The 18,553-nt window shown below is 73.0% G+C and carries 14 protein-coding genes; 4 read left to right on the top strand and 10 right to left on the bottom strand.

Features of this window, described 5'->3' with window-relative positions:
* Window positions 1-238: 238 nt before the first annotated feature.
* Together ACF1BH_RS27235 and ACF1BH_RS27230 are read right to left on the bottom strand one after the other, a co-directional pair.
* The gene (locus tag ACF1BH_RS27235; RefSeq protein WP_391646606.1) at window positions 239-901 is read right to left on the bottom strand and encodes an HAD family hydrolase; all 663 of its coding nucleotides are present in this window, start codon (window positions 899-901) and stop codon (window positions 239-241) included.
* Window positions 902-1,133: 232 nt separating this feature from the next.
* Window positions 1,134-1,628 carry a DUF6912 family protein gene (locus tag ACF1BH_RS27230; RefSeq protein ID WP_391646604.1) on the bottom strand — a complete coding sequence of 165 codons (495 nt, stop codon included), beginning with the start codon at window positions 1,626-1,628 and terminating at the stop codon, window positions 1,134-1,136.
* Window positions 1,629-2,369: 741 nt separating this feature from the next.
* Here ACF1BH_RS27230 and ACF1BH_RS27225 point away from each other — a divergent pair.
* On the top strand, window positions 2,370-2,801 hold the full coding sequence (locus ACF1BH_RS27225) for an Rv3235 family protein (protein WP_391646602.1): 432 nt from the start codon (window positions 2,370-2,372) through the stop codon (window positions 2,799-2,801).
* A gap of 194 nt (window positions 2,802-2,995) precedes the next feature.
* Here the strand turns inward: ACF1BH_RS27225 and secA are convergent, their stop codons facing one another.
* Complete coding sequence (secA, locus tag ACF1BH_RS27220; RefSeq protein ID WP_391646600.1) at window positions 2,996-5,815, bottom strand: preprotein translocase subunit SecA; 2,820 nt, start codon at window positions 5,813-5,815, stop codon at window positions 2,996-2,998.
* Window positions 5,816-6,054: 239 nt separating this feature from the next.
* On the opposite strand from secA, the gene ACF1BH_RS27215 reads away from it, so the two are divergent.
* Both ACF1BH_RS27215 and ACF1BH_RS27210 read left to right on the top strand, forming a co-directional pair.
* Complete coding sequence (locus tag ACF1BH_RS27215; protein ID WP_391646598.1) at window positions 6,055-6,666, top strand: GNAT family N-acetyltransferase; 612 nt, start codon at window positions 6,055-6,057, stop codon at window positions 6,664-6,666.
* A gap of 90 nt (window positions 6,667-6,756) precedes the next feature.
* Window positions 6,757-7,941 carry a winged helix-turn-helix domain-containing protein gene (locus tag ACF1BH_RS27210; protein ID WP_391646596.1) on the top strand — a complete coding sequence of 395 codons (1,185 nt, stop codon included), beginning with the start codon at window positions 6,757-6,759 and terminating at the stop codon, window positions 7,939-7,941.
* Window positions 7,942-8,019: 78 nt separating this feature from the next.
* Here ACF1BH_RS27210 and ACF1BH_RS27205 read toward each other — a convergent pair whose 3' ends face one another.
* The 7 genes from ACF1BH_RS27205 to mtnA all read right to left on the bottom strand — a co-directional run bounded on the left by ACF1BH_RS27205 (window position 8,020) and on the right by mtnA (window position 16,626).
* Window positions 8,020-8,775, bottom strand: a complete 756-nt coding sequence (locus ACF1BH_RS27205; RefSeq protein WP_391646594.1) for a response regulator — start codon at window positions 8,773-8,775, stop codon at window positions 8,020-8,022.
* Between the two features lie 225 nt (window positions 8,776-9,000).
* Window positions 9,001-9,693, bottom strand: coding sequence for a ribosome hibernation-promoting factor, HPF/YfiA family (hpf, locus tag ACF1BH_RS27200; protein WP_391646592.1), 693 nt, complete (start codon window positions 9,691-9,693; stop codon window positions 9,001-9,003).
* 282 nt (window positions 9,694-9,975) lie between these two features.
* Window positions 9,976-10,764: a ComF family protein gene (locus tag ACF1BH_RS27195; protein ID WP_391646590.1), complete on the bottom strand. Its 789-nt coding sequence runs from the start codon at window positions 10,762-10,764 to the stop codon at window positions 9,976-9,978.
* Between the two features lie 89 nt (window positions 10,765-10,853).
* Window positions 10,854-12,686: an LpqB family beta-propeller domain-containing protein gene (locus tag ACF1BH_RS27190; RefSeq protein ID WP_391646764.1), complete on the bottom strand. Its 1,833-nt coding sequence runs from the start codon at window positions 12,684-12,686 to the stop codon at window positions 10,854-10,856.
* 82 nt (window positions 12,687-12,768) lie between these two features.
* Window positions 12,769-14,814: an MtrAB system histidine kinase MtrB gene (gene mtrB, locus ACF1BH_RS27185; RefSeq protein WP_391646588.1), complete on the bottom strand. Its 2,046-nt coding sequence runs from the start codon at window positions 14,812-14,814 to the stop codon at window positions 12,769-12,771.
* A 1-nt stretch (window position 14,815) separates the two neighbouring features.
* The gene (mtrA, locus tag ACF1BH_RS27180) at window positions 14,816-15,493 is read right to left on the bottom strand and encodes a two-component system response regulator MtrA (RefSeq protein WP_391646586.1); all 678 of its coding nucleotides are present in this window, start codon (window positions 15,491-15,493) and stop codon (window positions 14,816-14,818) included.
* A complete protein-coding gene (gene mtnA / locus ACF1BH_RS27175; protein ID WP_391646583.1) occupies window positions 15,490-16,626 on the bottom strand; it encodes an S-methyl-5-thioribose-1-phosphate isomerase in 1,137 nt (378 codons plus the stop codon). Before mtnA ends, mtrA begins: the two co-directional genes overlap by 4 nt.
* Window positions 16,627-16,781: 155 nt before the next feature.
* Between mtnA and ACF1BH_RS27170 the strand changes: the two genes are divergently transcribed.
* Window positions 16,782-18,077: a hypothetical protein gene (locus tag ACF1BH_RS27170; protein ID WP_391646581.1), complete on the top strand. Its 1,296-nt coding sequence runs from the start codon at window positions 16,782-16,784 to the stop codon at window positions 18,075-18,077.
* Window positions 18,078-18,553 lie beyond the last annotated feature (476 nt).

Below are 18,553 nucleotides of genomic sequence, written 5' to 3'. Positions count from 1 at the left end.
CCGGAGGGCACGGCCGGGGGCGCCGAAAGACCAGCTGGGGGCGCCCGACACCGGGCACCGCCTCGCCCGAGCCGAGCCGCGGCGCCGGGTCCCGGGCTCAGGAGGCCGGGCACGGACGGGCGCGGACGCCGGACGGGACGCCGGGCCCCGCCCCACCCGGGCCGGGAGCCGCGAGGTTGGGTCCCGAGTCACAGGACCGGGGCCCGGCGGGCCGGGATCCCCGTCACCGTGACTCGGCTCACGCCACCAGGTTGCCGGCCACCTCGACCGCCTCGGCGAGGGTGTCGACGATCGGGACGCCCGCCGCCCGGAGCCGGTCGCGGCTGTGCGAGCCGCCGGTGTAGAGCACCGCCTGCGCCCCCGCGTGGCGGGCCGCCACCGCGTCGTCCACCGCGTCCCCGATCACGACCGTACGGTCCGGGTCCACCGACTCCAGCGCGGCGAGATGGCGCACCATGTCCTCGCTCTTGCCGCCGCCGGAGGGCCCCTTGCGGCCGTCCACCCGCAGGAAGTGCGGCTCGATGCCGAAGCCCCGCACCAGGGGTATCAGCTCGTCGTGGCCGAACATGCTCAGGATCGACTGGCTGCCGCCGGCCTCCCGCCACCCCGCCAGCAGCGTGTCCGCGCCGTCGGTCAGCCCGCAGCGCCCCCGCCGGTCGCTGTAGTGGCGGTGGAACGCCTCGTCCATCACCAGCCACTCGGCGTCCGTCGGCATCCGGCCCATCAGGTGCTCGTAGAACAGCGGCACGGGTACGCGGTACAGCTCGCGGTAGCGCTCCAGTGTGATCGGCTCCATGCCGACCTCGGCGAATGCCGCGTTGGTCGCCCCGATCACGGCGTCGATGTCGTGGAACAGCGTGCCGTTCCAGTCCCACACGAGATGCGTCGCGCGCTCGCTCATTCCTGCCCCCTGTCCGCTCCACCGCCCTGCGCCGGGCACACGAAAAACCGTACCCGGCCCCACTGACAGCACCCCCGCGACGGCACCCGCTCCCGGGGCACACACCGGGCGCGACGCCTCACACCCGGGGCGCGGAACCGCGCGCCCGGCTCCGGACAGCCACCCCCGGCCGCTCACCTCACGCGCGCCCGCAGAGGGGTCCGCCCGTACGGCCGTGCCCGCGACCGTCGTCTCAGCCGAGCAGGCCCGGGATCTCCTGGACGCCGAACCACATCAGGTCGTGGTCCTCCGCGCCCTCGACCGTCCGCAGCGCGGCCTCGTCGCCCCCGTCGGCGGCGGCGAGCGCGGTCGCGGCGGCCGTGACGGCCTGCTCCGCGTCGGACGCGTCCACATGGACCGCGGCCGCCTTCTTCATCGGGACCGGGCCGGTCACCCGCACCGCGGCGGGGTCCTCCGCACCGCCGGGCGCGACCGCCACCGCCGCGTCCGGTACGTCCACCGCGACCACGACCCGCCGCCGGGCGGCGTCCGGCCGCGCCGCGAGCTGCCGCAGCGACGCCTGGGCCGCGTAGCCCAGGGTGGTGTACTCCAATTCCTCGATGTCGTCGGAGAGCCACTCCCGCAGCGCCGGGGTGACGGCGTACGCGTCCAGCGGGCCGGGGCCCAGCTCCCCCTTGCCGTGTACCTCGGCGAGCCCGGGAAGGGTCAGGGGGACGTAGACGCGCATGACAGCCGCTTTCACTCAATTCACGCAATTTCATCGAGCCCGGAGAGGTACCCGGCGCCCGGCAGGGCGCCAGCCAGCATACGGGCGCGCGTCCCCTTTCGAGGGGCGCCCCCACGGCCCGGACGACGCCGTTCCGGCACCCCGGGACCCGCTTCCCGGGGCCTGTTCACGCCTCCGCCACCCGGAACGGTGAACTTTCCGGCGGCCCCGCGGCGGCGAGCGGCGCATTGCCCGCGCCCCGGTCCGTAGGTAGAAGAGCCCCACCGAAGCTACTGCCCGGTAACGGACCGGGCCCGGCAGAACGGGGGCGACCGCATGACCGGCACCACGACCACCCTCCCGACCCGCACCACCCCCTCCTCGGAGCCCGCCCCGCCCGGCTCCCCCGCCGACGCCTTACCGACCGTCCCGCACCCCCGCCGCGCGACGCGGCCCCGCACGCCTTCCGGCGCCTCGGTGACGCCCGCACCACCCGGCACACCGGCCCCCGGCGGCGCCGGCACCCAGGCACGAGGCACCGCCGCAGCGCCCGCCCCCGGCGGCGCCCCGCCCCGTTCCCCGGCGGGCCGCAGGCCCACGGGGAACGCCGGAGGCTCCCGCCCGGGCCCCGGCCCCCGGGGGCGCGCGGGTGCCCGGCCGACCGGCCGCGCGGGCTCGGGCCCCGCCGGCCGCGCGGGCACGAGGCCCACCGGGCACCCGGGGGCGAGGCCCACCGCCGGACGCACTCTTCCCGGGCGCTCCGTGACCGCTGCGGCCGCGGTCAGCAGGCGGACGGCGGGCGGTGCCGCGCTGCCGTCGCCCGGTGCCCAGCGGCGCGCTCAGGAGCGTCGGCCGCATCAGTGGTTCGCCCGGCAGCTGCTGCTCACGCTCACCGGCGAGCTGCCCGTCCACGCCCTCCTCGGCCATGCGCTGCCCGCCGCCTACGACCGGCTGATCGAGCTGGCGCCGCTCGCCCCGCTGCGGGGCACGTGGCCGCACACCGTGCCGACCCTGCGGGAGTGCGGGCTGAGCAAACCGTGCGACGGCGTCATCGAGGCGTTCGCCCGGATCGCCCACGGTGAGCGGCTGCGCGCCCTCGCCTTCCGGCTGGAGCTGGGCGCCGACGCCCGCTGGCGCTGCGCCGCCCTGGACATCGGCCCGGCCCCGGACGGCCCGGGCACCGGCCTGGGCTGACCGTGCCGCACGCCACCGGCGGCCCCGCCACGCCCGTACGCGCACCGGCCGTCCCTGCCGCGGCCGTACGCAACCGGCCGTACGCAACCGGGCTCCCGCGGTCGGCCGACGCCTGGGCCCGGAAGGCGTCCGGGGCACAGACGACGGCGGGGCCCCGAGGACGCGTCCTCGGGGCCCCGCCGGCACGGCTCAGGTCACTTCTTGCGGCGCCGGCCGCCCTTCTGGGCCTTGCGGCGCTCGGCGCGGGTCAGACCGTCCGACTCCGAACGGGCCGGGGCCTCGTCGCTGGCGAAGTCGCCCTCGATCACGCCGCCCTCGCCGTCGACCGTCGGTGCCGAGAAGTGCAGCCGGTCCGGCCGCTGCGGCGCCTCCAGGCCCTTGGCGTGGATCTCGGGACGGCCCGCACCGGCGGGAACCGCCTCCGGGGCCTCCTTCTCCAGGGACGTCGCCGCGCCCTCCGCCACCGGGACCTCCTCGACCTGCTGCTCGACCTGGACCTCCAGGTTGAACAGGTAGCCGACGGACTCCTCCTTGATGCCCTCCATCATGGCGGTGAACATGTCGAAGCCCTCGCGCTGGTACTCGACCAGCGGGTCCTTCTGGGCCATCGCCCGCAGGCCGATGCCCTCCTGGAGGTAGTCCATCTCGTAGAGGTGCTCACGCCACTTGCGGTCCAGGACGGACAGCACCACGCGGCGCTCCAGCTCCCGCATGATGTCGGAGCCCAGCTGCTCCTCGCGGGCGGCGTACTGCTGGGCGATGTCGTCCTTGACCGCCTCGGCGATGAAGTCGGAGGTGATCCCGGCGCGGTCGCCGACCTCGTCCTCCAGCTCCTCGACGGTGACCTTCACCGGGTAGAGCTGCTTGAACGCGCCCCACAGGCGGTCCAGGTCCCACTCCTCGGCGAAGCCCTCGACCGTCTCCGCCTGGATGTAGGCGTCGATGGTGTCGTCCATGAAGTGCTTGATCTGCTCCTGGAGGTCCTCGCCCTCCAGGACGCGGCGGCGCTCGCCGTAGATGACCTCGCGCTGGCGGTTGAGCACCTCGTCGTACTTCAGGACGTTCTTCCGCGTCTCGAAGTTCTGCTGCTCGACCTGCGACTGGGCGGAGGCGATGGCCCGGGTGACCATCTTGTTCTCGATCGGGACGTCGTCGGGGACGTTGGCCATGGCCATGACGCGCTCGACCATCTGGGCCTTGAACAGCCGCATCAGGTCGTCACCCAGGGAGAGGTAGAACCGCGACTCGCCCGGGTCGCCCTGACGGCCGGAGCGGCCGCGCAGCTGGTTGTCGATCCGGCGCGACTCGTGGCGCTCGGTGCCCAGGACGTAGAGCCCGCCCAGCTCCTTGACCTCCTCGAACTCCGCCTTCACGGCCGCCTCGGCGCGCTCCAGCGCGTCCGGCAGGGCGGCCGCCCACTCCTCGACGTGCTCGACCGGGTCGAGGCCGCGGCGGCGCAGTTCGGACTCGGCGAGGTCGTCCGGGTTGCCGCCGAGCTTGATGTCCGTGCCTCGGCCGGCCATGTTCGTGGCCACCGTCACGGCGCCCTTGCGGCCGGCCTGGGCGACGATCGACGCCTCCCGCTCGTGGTGCTTGGCGTTGAGGACCTCGTGGTCGACGCCGCGCTTCTTGAGCTGCTGCGAGAGGTACTCGGACTTCTCGACGGAGGTGGTGCCGACCAGGATCGGCTGGCCCTTCGCGTGCTTCTCGACGATGTCGTCGACCACCGCGTCGAACTTCGCGGGCTCGGTGCGGTAGATCAGGTCGGCCTGGTCCATCCGCTGCATGGGGCGGTTGGTCGGGATCGGGACGACGCCGAGCTTGTAGATCTGGTGGAACTCGGCGGCCTCGGTCATCGCCGTACCGGTCATACCGGAGAGCTTGTTGTAGAGGCGGAAGAAGTTCTGGAGTGTGATCGTGGCGAGCGTCTGGTTCTCGTCCTTGATCTCCACCCCCTCCTTCGCCTCGATGGCCTGGTGCATGCCCTCGTTGTAGCGGCGACCGGCGAGGATACGGCCGGTGTGCTCGTCGACGATCATGACCTCGCCGTCGATGACGACGTAGTCCTTGTCGTTCTTGAACAGCTCCTTGGCCTTGATGGCGTTGTTGAGGTAGCCGACCAGCGGGGTGTTCACCGACTCGTAGAGGTTGTCGATCCCCAGCCAGTCCTCGACCTTGCTGACGCCGGACTCGTGGATACCGACGGTGCGCTTCTTCTCGTCGATGTCGTAGTCGCCGGTCTCCTCGATGCCGCGCTGCGGGTTGGCCGCCTCGCCCTTCTTCAGACGGCGCACCAACTTGGCGAAGTCGCCGTACCACTTGGTGGCGGAGTCGGCCGGACCGGAGATGATCAGCGGCGTACGGGCCTCGTCGACGAGGATGGAGTCGACCTCGTCGACGATCGCGAAGTTGTGGCCCCGCTGGACGAGTTCATCCTGCGACCAGGCCATGTTGTCGCGGAGGTAGTCGAAGCCGAACTCGTTGTTGGTGCCGTACGTGATGTCGCAGGCGTACTGCTCACGGCGCTGCGCCGGGGTCATGTCGGCGAGGATGCAACCGACCCTCAGCCCCAGGAACTTGTGGACCCGGCCCATCATCTCGGAGTCGCGCTCGGCGAGGTAGTCGTTGACCGTGATGAGGTGGACGCCTTCGCCGGAGAGGGCGTTCAGATACGCCGGAAGGGTGCCGACGAGGGTCTTGCCTTCACCGGTCTTCATCTCGGCGACGTATCCCAGGTGAAGGGCCGCGCCACCCATCAGCTGGACGTCGTAGTGGCGCTGGCCGAGCACCCGCTTGGCCGCCTCGCGGACCGTGGCGAACGCCTCGGGCAGCAGGTCGTCCAGGCTCTCGCCGTCCTTGTAGCGCTCCTTGTACTCATCGGTGAGCGCCCGCAGCTCGGCGTCGGAGAGGGCCGCGAAGTCCTCTTCGATGGAGTTGACCTGCCCCGCGATGCGGTGCAGTTTGCGCAGGATCTTTCCTTCGCCTGCACGCATGAGCTTGTTGAAGACGGACACTTGGGCTGGTCTCCTTGCCGGTCGGGCCTGCACGGTCGAGTGCGCGGGCGCGGCATTTTTCCAAGGGGCAGGCCCCGCCGCAACGGCCATCGTAAAGGAGGACGCCGTCCGGTCGGGAGGTCCGCCGCAGCGAACCCTGCCGACCCCCCTTCCCATGAACGCGCGAGCCCGCGAGAAGGTGCCGGGCCGGGCGGTGAAATCCCTTCGCACCCGTGCCCCGGGGGCCGCAGAATCCCTCCATGAGACCCGTCACCCTCACCACGGAGCGCCTGCTGCTGCGCCCGTTCCGGCCGTCGGACGCGTCCGCGGTGCACGCCGCCTGCCAGGATCCGGACATCCCGCGCTGGACCAGCGTCCCCTCCCCGTACACCGTCCGGGACGCCGAGCACTTCACGGGCGCGTTCTCCCCGCAGGGCTGGCGCGCGGACACCGATCTGTCGTTCGCGGTACTCACCCGGGACACGAATGTGCTGGTCGGAGCGGTGGGGCTGGTCCGTCTGGAGCGTCTGCGCACCCCGGAGCGCCAGGCCGAGCTGGGGTACTGGACCGTCCGGGAGCACCGCGGCAAGGGCTACACCTCCGAGGCCGCCGCCGCGGTGGTGCGCTGGGCCTTCCGTGATCTGGGCGTCGAGCGCCTGGAGTGGCGCGCCGAGGCCGGCAATCACGGCTCGTGGGCGGTCGCCCGCCGCACCGGCTTCCACCGGGAGGGCACGCTCCGCGGCGAGCTGGTCCGCGCCGGTACCCGCCGGGACGTCTGGATCGGCTCGCTCCTCCCCTCCGACCTGCCGGACCTCGACGCCCCTTCCGGGGAGCCCGCGACGCGGACGCCGTATCTGCCGTACGGGGAGTGAAGCGGCGGCCCGGACCGGAACGCGCGGCTCCGCCCGGTGCGGGCCACGGCGGCCGGGGCGTTGTCAGTGGGCACCCCTACTCTGTGCCGCATGACCGCCGTGACTCCGCAACCGCACTCCGTGACCGCGCTCTCCCGTGACGAGGCGCGGCGGCTGGCGCTGCGCGCCCAGGGCCTGCTGGGGGCGGACGGCCGCCGCGCCGGGGTCCGCGGGGTGCTGCGCCGCCTCGGCTCGGTGCAGCTCGACACGATCTCGGTGCTCGCCCGCTCGCACGAGCTGATCCCGTACAGCCGCCTCGGCGCCGTCGACCGTACGGAGATCGAGTCCGCCTACTGGAGCGGCGAGCGCAGCTTCGAGTACTGGTCGCACGCCGCCTGCATCCTGCCCGTCGAGGAGTGGCCGCTCTTCGCCTTCCGCCGCCGCGCCTACCGCTCCCGCCCGCACTGGCACCACGAGCTGTCCCCCGCCGCCTACGACGCCGTCCTCACGCAGCTGCGGGAGCGGGGCCCGCTCACCGCGAGCCAGCTGGGCGGCGCGAAGAACGGCGGCGAGTGGTGGGACTGGAGCGCGTCGAAGATCGCCGTGGAGCGCGCCCTGATGTACGGCGAGGTGGTCTGCACCCGGCGCAGCGGCTGGAAGCGGGTCTACGACCTCGCCGAGCGCGCCGTACCGGCCCCGCTGCTGGCGGACGAGCCGGCCGACGACGAGTGTGTGCGCCGGCTGGTGGCGCAGGCGGGCGCGGCGATGGGCGTCGCCACCCGCGCCGATCTCGCCGACTACCACCGCCTCAAGGCCGCGCAGGTCGACGCCGTGGTGGCCGACTCCGGGCTGGTGCCGGTCGAGGTCGAGGGCTGGTCCAAGCCCGCCTGGGCCGACCCCGCGGCGCTCGCCACGCCGCCGCGCGGCCGTCACCGCACGACGCTGCTCTCCCCGTTCGACTCCCTCATCTGGGACCGCCCGCGCACCGAGCGGATCTTCGGCTTCACCCACCGCCTGGAGGCGTACGTCCCGCGCGCCCGGCGGATACACGGCTACTTCGTGATGCCGCTGCTGTCCGGGGGACGGCTGATCGGCCGGGTCGACCCGGCCCGCGAGGGCACCACGCTCGTCGCCCGCCAGGTCTCGATGGACGACACCGAGGCCGCTCGCCCGATGGCGCAGGCGCTGTACGAGGCGGCGGGCTGGGTGGGGTGCGACACCGTCCGGGTGGAGCGCTGCGACGACCCGGCGCACGCCGCTGCGCTGCGCCGGGAGCTGATACGCCTGGGCGGCTGACCGCCGGGGCGGCTCGCGTCGGCCGGGCCGTGCGTGCGGGGACGCCGTCCCTGCGCCGGGACCGCCGCCCGCCCGGCCTCACCGGATTTCGAGGATCTTCTCCCGCATCGCGTAGACCACCGCTTCCATCCGGGAATGCAGCTGGAGCTTCTCCAGGATGTTGCGGACGTGGTTCTTCACGGTGTTCTCGGAGATGAAGAGTTCCTTGGCGATGTCGCGGTTGTTCATACCGGTGGCGACGAGCTTGAGGACCTCCAGCTCCCGGTCGGTGAGGCGGGGCGCGGGCACCAGCCGTCGCTCGTCAGTGCGCTGGATCATCGACTTGAACTCGGTGAGCAGCTTGGACGCCATCGAGGGGCTGATCTGCGACTGCCCGTCCGCGACGGCCCGGATGGCGGTGGCCACCTCGTCCGTGGAGATCTCCTTGAGCAGATAGCCGGTGGCCCCTGCCTTGATCGCCTCGTAGAGGTCGGCCTCCTCATCGCTGATCGTCAGCATGATGATCTTCGCACTGGGGGCCACCTCCTTGATGGCGGTGCACGCCTCGATGCCGCCGCGCCGGGGCATCCGTACGTCCATCAGCACGATGTCGGGCAACAGATCGGCGGCCTTCTCCACCGCCTCGGTGCCGTCCCCGGCCTCGCCGATGACCTGGATGTCCTCCTCCTGGGCCAGCACGATCTCCAGGCCCCGCCGGAAGAGGGCGTGGTCGTCGACGACCAGCACCCGGATCGGTTCCTTGCGTGACGGCTCCGCTCCCCTCCCGAACGCGTCACCGGCGCCGCTACCGCCGTCGTCCGCGTCGCCGCGCACGGGTCCGAAGCTGTCCCCCATCGTCCCTCCCCGTCAACTGCCCGGCCCGATGGCCAGAGCTTGGACACAAGGCTGGTTGACAACAGCCCCCGCGGCCAGCCCGATCAACGCCATACGGCCGCGTCCCCGGCACCCCAGGTGCCCCCGCGCCATGGCCCGGCACCAACTCTATACGGCATCAACTCCTCCCCCTTGCAGGCACGATGGTGCCCCCGGGCGCACGCCGGGGGCACCGTGGGGATGAGGTCAGCCGCCGAGTGCGCCCCCCGCGCCCCCGGCTCCTTCCTCCCCGAACGAATCGGGGTTCAGGTGGATGACGCCGTAGTCGTAACCGTGCCGCCGGTAGACGACACTGGGCTGCTTCGTCTCGGCGTCGACGAAGAGATAGAAGTCGTGACCGACCAACTCCATCTCGTAGAGCGCCTGGTCGAGTGCCATGGGCGCCGCGGAGTGGGTCTTCTCGCGGACGACCAGCGGGCCGTCCCCCCGGACCTCCAGCGACGCCACCTTCTTGGTGGGCACCTGCTCCTCGGACATCACGTCCGTCGCGAGTTCTCCGTTGGGCTTGAGGTTCGCGGCGTCGGGGACGCTCACCGCGACGTCGCTGGCCGGGATCCGGCCGCTGCCCCGACGGGAGAAGCGCTTGTCGTGCTGCTTGCGCAGCCGTGCCTCCAGCTTCGCGGTGGCCAGATCCAGCGCCGCGTACGGATCACCTGCCGCCGCCTCGGCCCGGACCACCGGGCCGCGGGAGCGAAGGGTGATCTCCACCCGGTCGGAACGGTCGGCCTGCCGCGGGTTCGGCTCCTTGGACACTTCGACGTCCAGGCTGATCACCTTGCCGTCGAGCTTCTGGACCTTATCCAGCTTCAGCTTCTCGGCCACGTGCTTGCGGAACCGCTCGGGCACCTCGGTCTTGCGGCCCTTGACGACGATGTCCACGCAGAACTCCGTTCCCGGATCGCTCCGCCCGGAAGGCGGTGCGATTCCTTCTTGCACCAGGCTCCGGTGAGTGCCGAAGCCTCGGACTTGGCGACTTTCACCTCCTCCTCCCCCGGGGACGGGCTCTCCACTCTCCTGATTTCAGGGTCGCGGCAAACGGCCTCATACGCACCCAGCACGACATTCGAGGCAAAGCGTCTGCCAAGTCCTCACAACCGAACATAGCTCGCTCCGGCGGGTGTCGGCACCCCCTCACGGCAACCAGCTACGTTCGAGTGGATTTCACCTCTCCGGAGTCGTCCTGTCACTGCCGTTCCCTGTCATACCGGGAACGTCCGGTTTCCCGCCCCGGTTCCGCTCCGCGGCGAACGCCGCCCCCGGCGCGGCCACCACGGCCGCCCCCGGCGCCCGACCGCCCGCCGCCGCCACCGCCCGCCCGGCCTCGGCGAGCGTCGCCCCCGTGGTCACCAGGTCGTCCACCAGCACCACCCGCTCCGCCGCCACCGGCCCGCCGGCCCCGCCCCGGACCTCCAGGGCCCCCGCGAGATTGGCGCGCCGCTCCCGGGCGCCCAGCCCCGCCTGGTCCGCCACCGGTCTGCACTGCCGCAGCCCGGCCCACACCCGCGCCGCCCGGCCCGTCCGCCGCAGCTCGCGGGCGGCGGCGTACGCCAGCCGCCGCACCGGGTCGTGCCCGCGCCCGGCCACCGCCCGCCGCGCCGACGGCACCGGGACCAGCACCACCGGACCCGCACGCGGACCCGCGGCGCCCTGCCGCCCGCACAGGCCCCGTACCGCGCCCGCCAGCGCCGCGCCCAACGGCTCGGCCAGCCGCAGCGCGCCCCGTTCCTTGTGCGCGAGCAGCACCGCCCGCACCTCGTCGGCGTAGACCGCTCCCGCCCACACCTCGGGCAGCCCGGCCGGCGGCGGGTCCGGGCGCACCCGGGCCGCCCCACGGCCGCCGCGCGCCAGCTGCCGACGGCACGGCCCGCACAGCTCCGTCCGCGCCGCCCCGCACCCGGCGCACTCCACCGGCAGCACCAGCCCGGCCAGCTCCCGCCACATCCCGCGCATGGCTCCACTGTCACGCCCGGGACGGCCCGCCGCCAGCCCTGTGGACAACCCCTCCGGGCGCACCGGCCCCCGGCCGCGTCACCGCGCACTCACCCCGGGTAGACCGGTGCCGTACCGTCCTTCGCCACGGTCTTCCAATTGGCGTCCGGCGGCAACCGGACGATGCCGTCGACGGCGTCGGCGATCAGCGGGCGGGTCTCGTCCTCGGACGCGGCCACCGCCTTGACGCCCGTGACGCCGGGCAGGCTCGGCACGTTCGACGCGGATCCGTCGGTCTCCATGAACTGCATCTGCTGCACGCCGCCCGACTCCCGGCCGACGACCACCAACCGGCTGCCGCCCGCCCAGGACGCCGCGACCACGTCCTCCAACTGCGGTGCGATCGGCCGCAGTTCCTCGACCGACAGCAGCGGGCGCGCCGACGAACCGCCCCGCTCGACCCGGCCGAGCTGCAGCGTCGTCCGCCCGCCGTCCTCCACGAGGATCGCTATCCGGATGCCGTCCGCGGCCATCCGGATCGCCTTGATCCGCCGGTCGCCCAGACCGGGCACCGCCACCTGCTCCGGATCGCCCTTGCCCTCACGCATCCGCAGCAGCCGCGAACCGTGGGCGGTGCGCTCGGCGATCCACAGATCACCCAGACCGTCCCAACTGGGCGCCGTCAGACCGTCCTTGACCGCGCTGGTCAGCATCGGCCCGCCCCGCTCCGTACCGTCCTCCAGCGCGGCGACGTACAGCGCCCTGCCGTCGGCCGACACGCCGGCGGCGGTGCGCTCGTCCCGCGCGACCGCGACCGAGCCCAGCGGGGTCTTGCCCGTACCGAACGGACCGCGCACCGGCGACGCCTCGGCCGCGGTGTCCGACAGCGCGACGAGCCGGTGCTGGGCGTCGAGGTAGTACTCGTCGGCCGGTCCGCCGGTGCGCGGCTGCGGCGCGAAGTCCCGCTCCGCCCGGCTCTGGCTCAGGACGCACAGCGAGTTGCCGTTGTCGTCCTGCAGCTCCACCTCGCTGATCTTCGACGCCCGGGTCATGTCCTGGACGGTGAAGAACAACTGAGCAGCCATCCGCCGGCACTGCCCGGTGTCGGTGCTCACCGCCTCCTTGGTGAGCTTCACCCGCAGCGCGTTGGAGTCGTCGAGCGACAGACTGCGGCTGGCCAGCCGGGTGCGGGAGGGGAACTGCGAGACGGTGACCTGGTTCAGCCAGTTGCTCGGCCCGTCCAGCAGCGCCTGCACGCTCGCGGTGATCGGATCTATCCGTCGCCGCAGGTAGACGGGGTCGGCGACCAGGACGTCACGGCGCGCCTTGGGCTCCTGGGACTCCGTCTTGTAGGACGCGAAGTAGTACTTGTTGACGGACTGGTAGATGCGCTGGAAATCGGACTGCCCGAGCACCAGCCCGTTGGGCAGCCGGTCGATCCGCCACTGCCCCTTCTCCTTGATGAGGTGGATCGTGCGGTGGTACGGCTTCTCCTCCGGCGTGTACGCGTGCGCGGCGTCCACCGTGGCGACCTGACTACCCGACAGCGTGACGGTGTATCCGTCGCGGTCCCCGCGGATCTGCGGCCCGTTCTCCGGTTTGGGGCGCTCCTGGAGCACGTTCGTCACCAGGAACGGCCGCCACGTCTTCTTCGCCGACTGCGCCAGATACTGCGTGGCCGTCCGGAAATCCGCCTCGTCGCTGGTGGTCGCGTCCAGGAAGCTGCGGACGATGTTGGTCGGCCGCGCACCTGCCTGCGGCGGCACGCCGTACACCCGCACCTGCGAATCGCCGTCCGCGCGCGGCGACTGATCGACCGCCTTGACGTCCCCGCTCTCCGGCATCGACGCACAACCGGCCAGCACCAGCGCCGCGGACCCCAGCAGCGCGACACCCCGGACCCGGCGCCGCCGCGCCCCCGGGGCGGCCCGGGGACGCGACACCTCGCCGCCCGCCCCCGCCGGCCCCGCGGCGCCCTCGCCCCGGCCCCTCCGGGAGACCGCGGCCTCCCGCTGTCGCTCCTGCTCAGCGCCCACGCAGCTCACCTTCCCGGTCCCCGCCCCGTACGCCGTCGGCCGGGTCACCGGACCGGGCCACCTCACCGGCGCGCACCTGCGCCCCGCGCGCCGCCTCGTCCTCCCGTACGCCCTCCGGGGACGCGCCGCCACCGGACGGACCGGCGGGCAGCGCCCGGCGGGACGCGGGCGGAAGGGCGGCCGGGGTGCGGCCGCCGGGACGGCTCGTGGCCGCCGCCGCGCGGTTGCGCCGCGAATCCTCCGGCTCCAACGGGATCGGCGAACCCCGCAGCGCCTCCCCCGCCATCCGCGGCAGCGTCAGCCGGAACTGCGAACCACCGCCGGGCTCGCCCCATGCCTGGAGCCAGCCGCCGTGCAGCCGCGCGTCCTCGACGGCGATCGACAGGCCCAGGCCCGTACCGCCGGTCGTCCGCGCCCGCGCCGGGTCCGCGCGCCAGAAACGGTTGAACACCCGGGCCGCCTCGCCCGGCTTCAGACCCACGCCGTAGTCGCGCACCGCCACCGCCACCGCACCGCCGCTGGGACCGCCGGCCGACGCCAGCCGCACCACCACGTCACGGCCCTCACCGTGCTCGACGGCGTTGACGACGAGGTTGCGCAGCACCCGCTCGACCCGCCGGGAATCCGCCTCGGCGATCACCGGCTGTTCGGCGCCGCGCACCACGATCCGGGTCCCGGTCCGCTCGGCCAGCGGCTCGGCGCCCTCGATCACCCGCTGGACCACGTCCCGCAGATCGACCGGCCCGGCCTCCAGCGCCGCCGCACCGGCGTCGAACCGGCTGATCTCCAGCAGCTCCGCCAGCAGCGACTCGAAGCGGTCCAACTGACCGCGGAGCAGCTCCGCGGAGCGCTTGGTGGCCGGGTCGAAGTCCTCGCGCGCCTCGTGGATGATGTCCGCCGCCATCCGGACCGTCGTCAGCGGCGTCCGCAGCTCGTGCGAGACGTCCGAGACGAAGCGGCGCTGCATCCGGGACAACTCCTCCAGCTGCTGAATCTTGAGCTGGAGGTTCTGCGCCATCTTGTTGAACGATTCACCCAGACGGGCGATGTCGTCCTCGCCGGAGACCTTCATCCGCTCCTGAAGCAGCCCGGCCGCCAGCCGCTCGGAGATCCCCGCGGCCATCCGCACCGGCGTGACGACCTGCCGGACGACGAGCCAGGCGATGGCGCCGAGCAGGATCACCACGAACACCCCGGCCGTCGCCAGCGTGCCCGTCACCAGCTTCAGCGTCTCCGCCTCCTGCGTGAACGGGAAGAGGTAGTAGAGCTGGAACTGGTTGCCGTTCACGTCGTTGAGACGCTTGCCGATGATCAGCGCCGGCCGGGCCTCGTCGGAGCCGATCCGCTTGATCTGCGTGTACTGCCGGAACGTGCCCGCCCTGGCGTCCAGCTTCCGCCGCAGCTCCGGCGGCACGCTCGCCTCCGGATCGACATCCCCGGAGGCACGCGGCCCCCGGGTGCCCCGGCTGGCGTCGCCGAACGGCTCGTCGGAGTCCGAGCTGAGCGCCACGACCGAGAACACGCCCTGGCCGCCGCTGGCCAGCTGCTCGACCAGACCGGTCAGCCAGGTCGCGGAGTCCTGGGCGCCGCGGCCTCCGGAGCGCCCGGTGTCGTCACCCGCGGTGGCGCCGGTGCCCGTCCCCGCGCCGTCGGCGAGCTTCTGCGCCACTCCGAACCCGCCCGCCGCCTGGCTCTGTGCGGCCTGCGCCTTCGCGGTGAGCAGACCGTTGCGGACCTGCCCGACGACGACCACGCCGAGCAGCAACACCACGACCAGCGACATCAGCAGCGTCGAGGCGACGACCCGGAGCTGGATGTTGCGCCGCCACAGCCGCAGCGCGGGCAGCAGCGGCCGCCGTACCCACCGGCTGAACAGCCGCAGCAACGGATGTACCGGACCGCTGACCGCGCCGTCGGGCAGCAGCTGCCCGCCACGGAGCAACCGCGCGAACACCCTCGCCGAGAGAGACGTCCCGCGTACCGAGTCGGTGGAGCGCCCCCGCTTCTCCTCCGGGGCCGCACCGGTCCGGCTCATATCAGCTGGGCCCGGCCTTGTAGCCGACGCCGCGCACGGTCACCACGATCTCGGGCCGCTCGGGGTCCTTCTCGACCTTGGAGCGCAGCCGCTGCACATGGACGTTGACGAGCCGGGTGTCGGCGGCGTGGCGGTAGCCCCACACCTGCTCGAGCAGCACCTCACGGGTGAACACCTGCCACGGTTTGCGGGCCAGCGCCACCAGCAGGTCGAACTCCAGCGGTGTCAGCGCGATCGACCGCCCGTCCCGCTTCACCGAGTGCCCGGCGACATCGATGACCAGGTCACCGATGGCCAGCTGCTCGGGCGCCGGCTCCTCCGACCGCCGCAGCCGGGCCCGTATCCGGGCGACCAGCTCCTTGGGCTTGAACGGTTTGACGATGTAGTCGTCCGCCCCCGATTCGAGGCCGACCACCACATCCACGGTGTCGCTCTTGGCCGTGAGCATCACGATCGGCACCCCGGACTCGGCCCGGATCAGGCGGCAGACCTCGATGCCGTCCCGTCCGGGGAGCATCAGGTCGAGCAGCACAAGATCGGGCTTGGACTCGCGGAAGGCGGCGAGCGCCTTGTCACCGTCCGCCACGAACGACGGTTCAAAGCCTTCGCCACGCAGCACGATGCCAAGCATCTCTGCCAGTGCGGTGTCGTCGTCGACGACAAGGACGCGTCCCTTCATTCGGCCATCATCCCATTACCTGATCGTGACGTACTCCAACGTGACGTGGAACACAACTCCGCGAGGCCGTCCCGGTCCACCGGCGAGACCACCCCCGCCTCCGTCACGATCGCCGTCACCAGCTCCGCGGGCGTCACATCGAACGCCGGGTTGTACGCCGGCGCCCCCGCCGGAGCGACAGGAAGTCTCCCCGCGAACTCCGTCACCTCGCTCCCCGGACGCTGCTCCACGACGATGTCCGCACCCCGCTCCGTCCCCGGATCCACGGTGCTCAACGGCGCCACCACCACGAACGGCACCCCGTGGTGCCGGGCCAGCACCGCCAGCGGATAGCTGCCCACCTTGTTGGCCACCGAGCCGTCCGCCGCGATCCGGTCCGCCCCGATCAGCACCGCGTCCACCTCCCCCGCCGCGAACAGCGACCCCGCCGCCCCGTCCGCCAGCACGGTGTACGGCATCCCGGCCCGCCCCGCCTCGTACGCGGTCAGCCGCGCCCCCTGGAGCAGCGGCCGGGTCTCGTCCACCCACAGTCTGCGCAGCGCGCCCCGCCGGTGTGCGGCGAGCACCACCGCCAGCGCGGTCCCCTCGCCGCCGGACACCAAGGCGCCCGTGTTGCAGTGGGTGAGGATCCGGTGCCCGCCCCCGGGCCGCAGCTCCTCCAGGAGCGCCAGGCCGTGGCGTGCCATCCGCTCACTGGCCTCGGCGTCCTCGACGTGCACCGCGCGCGCCTCGGCCAGCGCCGCCGCCGCGGCCGCCTCCGGACCCGCACCGGCATCCACCGCGGCGCGGTGGGCACCGGCTGCGCGCCGCACCCCGTAGCCGAGGTTGACCGCGGTGGGCCGGGCGTGCGCCAGCTCCTCGGCCGCCGCCGTCACGTCGTCACCGCGCGCCGCGGCCAGCGCCACGCCGTACGCACCCGCGATCCCCAGCAGCGGCGCCCCGCGCACCGCCAGCGTCCGTACCGCCCGTACCAGCTGCGGTACGTCAGCGCAGACCAGCTCGGTCTCCTCGGCGGGCAACCGGGTCTGGTCCAGCAGCACCACCGCGGGCCCTTCGGGCGGGTCCGCCCACTTCAGCGACGGGACGACGGGCGCCGCGGCGCCCGGCTCGGGTACCTCGTGACGTTCGGCCATCCGCCCAGTCTGCCGCCGGACGCCGCCCGGACAGAACCTCACCGCCCTCCCAGGCCACAGGCACCGGGCCACACCCGCCATGACACGATGACTGCCACCGCTGACGCCGGTCCCCGACCGTCACGGCGGCGGCCGGGAAGCATGAAGGAGCGACGATGAACAACTCTCCGGGCTGGGCCTCGCCCGGATCCGCCCCCTCCGACGAACCGGACCGCGGCGACCGGGACCGACCCGACCCCGCCTCCGCACCGGACGACCGCCCCGGCGAGGAGGCATCGGCACCGCCACAGTGGTCGAAGCAGCAGCCGCCCGCCGGTACGTGGTCCCCGCCCGCGGGCGTCCCCGGCCCTAGGGGACGCGCCACCGCAGGTCACGGCCCCGGGGGCCAGGTACCGGGTGGTCCGCCCTGGGGCGGCGGCTGGGCACCGCTGCCGCCCGCCGCGAAGCCGGGCGTCATCCCGCTGCGGCCCCTGCGCGTCGGGGAGATCCTGGACGGCGCGCTCTCGACGCTCCGCGCCCACTGGCGCACCGTCATCGGGATCTCGCTGGCCATCGCCGTCGTGGCACAGGCCGCCATCACCCTCGTGACGGGCCTGTGGTTCCCGGAGAGCGGCCGCACCCCCGTGCTGCGCGGCGAATCCACCGAGGCGGTCACCGAGGCCTTCCGCGACCTGGGGAAGACCCTCCTCGGCAGCGGCATCACCTCGCTGATCGGGCTGCTCGCCACGATCTTCGCGACCGGCCTGCTGACCATGATCGTCAGTCGTGCCGTCCTCGGCCGCCCGGTCACCGCAGGCGAGGCCTGGCGCGACGCCCGCCCCCGGCTGCCCCGCCTCTGCGGCCTCCTCTTCCTGCTGACGCTGCTGCTCACCGCCGTGATCCTGGTGTGCACGCTGCCGGGCGGCATCGTCCTCGCGCTCGGCTCCGCACCCGCCGGATTCGCCCTCGGCTCGCTGGGCCTGCTGGCCGGCGGCGCCGTGGCCATCTGGCTGTGGGTACGGTTCAGCCTCGCCCCGCCCGCCCTGATGCTGGAGAAGCAGGGCGTCCTCGCCTCGATGCGCCGCTCCGCCAAGCTGGTACGCGGCTCCTGGTGGCGCGTCCTGGGCATCCAGCTGCTGATGTACGTGATCGTCGGCGTCGTCGCGTTCCTCGTCCAGATCCCCGTCACGCTGATCGCCTTCATCATCGACGGCGACACCCTCCTGAGCTGGATGAGCGGCACCGCCGATGCCACGGGCTGGACGTTCCTGACCGTCCTGGGCGTCGGCTCAGTCATCGGATCCGCCCTCACCTTCCCGCTCAGCGCGGGCGTGACGGCCCTCCTCTACATGGACCAGCGCATCCGCCGCGAGTCCCTCGACATCGAACTCGCCCACGCCGCCGGCCTCACCGACTACGGCACCCCGGGCCCCACGCCCACCGTCCCCAGCCAGACCGCCGACGGAAACTGACACACCGGCGCCAAGGCCCGCAAAGCCCCAGGCGCTCCCCGGCCCGGCACACCGCGCCGCTTCCCGCCCCGTCTCCCTCCCAGGGAGGCGGGGCGGACGTGTTTCTGCTCCCCCATTCCCTCTTCCTCTTCCTGCCCACAGCCGGTCCCTGCCGCATCCGCCCGAACCTCCCCTCAGCAACCCGTACGACACTGCTGAGCCCCCGGCCTGTGGCCGCCACCGCGCTGCCGCACTGCCTACGACCCGCCCTACGAACAGGGGGACAGAAGAGGGGGAGAGGGCGGCAATGAAGACCGAAAGAGGAATGCCGATAGCTCAGAACGACGCGAAGAGCGCCCCCACGGGCTCTGTGCACTCTCGCTCCACGAACAGCGCCACCATCACCTGTGGCCGAACGCAAAAAAGCTCCGGTCTCCGGAAACCATTCACTGGTTCCCGGAGACCGGAGCTGAAAAATTGTTCGGCGGCGTCCTACT

Origin of the sequence: Streptomyces sp. NPDC014733 (assembly GCF_043083385.1) — a bacterium.
GTDB lineage: Bacteria > Actinomycetota > Actinomycetes > Streptomycetales > Streptomycetaceae > Streptomyces.
The sequence above is the reverse complement of the archived record's forward strand: the minus strand, read 5'-3'. Positions and strand labels throughout refer to the sequence as shown.

Excerpts from the sequence above, each read along its gene's own strand:
- ACF1BH_RS27235 (WP_391646606.1), bottom strand. The coding sequence starts at position 901 with ATGAGCGAGCGCGCGACGCATCTCGTGTGGGACTGGAACGGCACGCTG.
- ACF1BH_RS27230 (WP_391646604.1), bottom strand. The coding sequence starts at position 1,628 with ATGCGCGTCTACGTCCCCCTGACCCTTCCCGGGCTCGCCGAGGTACAC.
- ACF1BH_RS27215 (WP_391646598.1), top strand. The coding sequence starts at position 6,055 with ATGAGACCCGTCACCCTCACCACGGAGCGCCTGCTGCTGCGCCCGTTC.
- ACF1BH_RS27210 (WP_391646596.1), top strand. The coding sequence starts at position 6,757 with ATGACCGCCGTGACTCCGCAACCGCACTCCGTGACCGCGCTCTCCCGT.
- ACF1BH_RS27205 (WP_391646594.1), bottom strand. The coding sequence starts at position 8,775 with ATGGGGGACAGCTTCGGACCCGTGCGCGGCGACGCGGACGACGGCGGT.
- ACF1BH_RS27195 (WP_391646590.1), bottom strand. The coding sequence starts at position 10,764 with ATGCGCGGGATGTGGCGGGAGCTGGCCGGGCTGGTGCTGCCGGTGGAG.
- mtrB (WP_391646588.1), bottom strand. The coding sequence starts at position 14,814 with ATGAGCCGGACCGGTGCGGCCCCGGAGGAGAAGCGGGGGCGCTCCACC.
- mtrA (WP_391646586.1), bottom strand. The coding sequence starts at position 15,493 with ATGAAGGGACGCGTCCTTGTCGTCGACGACGACACCGCACTGGCAGAG.
- mtnA (WP_391646583.1), bottom strand. The coding sequence starts at position 16,626 with ATGGCCGAACGTCACGAGGTACCCGAGCCGGGCGCCGCGGCGCCCGTC.
- ACF1BH_RS27170 (WP_391646581.1), top strand. The coding sequence starts at position 16,782 with ATGAACAACTCTCCGGGCTGGGCCTCGCCCGGATCCGCCCCCTCCGAC.